Origin of the sequence: Alkalicoccobacillus porphyridii (assembly GCF_007293315.1) — a bacterium.
Classification (GTDB): domain Bacteria; phylum Bacillota; class Bacilli; order Bacillales; family Bacillaceae_D; genus Alkalicoccobacillus; species Alkalicoccobacillus porphyridii.
Genome location: NZ_VLXZ01000379.1, coordinates 1 through 245, shown reverse-complemented (window position 1 = coordinate 245; position 245 = coordinate 1). Strand labels below are relative to the sequence as shown.

The window sequence follows — 245 nt, the reverse complement described above, 5'->3', positions numbered from 1 at the left end:
ATACTCCCCTGACTTATAACGAAATCAACGGGAAACCTTTTGGCCTGGATTACGAACTGGCGAAACAGTTTGCCGATTACCTCGGCGTAAAACTGAAAGTGACCGTGCGGCAGAATATCAGCCAGCTGTTTGACGACCTTGATAATGGTAACGCCGACCTGCTGGCGGCAGGACTTGTCTATAACAGTGAGCGGGTAAAAAATTATCAGCCTGGCCCTACCTATTATTCCGTGTCACAACAACTG

1 protein-coding gene is annotated in these 245 nt (G+C 48.2%); it reads left to right on the top strand.

The features are described 5' to 3' along the window. A partial coding sequence (locus tag FN960_RS24655; protein WP_143850863.1) for a transporter substrate-binding domain-containing protein occupies positions 1–245 on the top strand: 245 nt, incomplete at both ends.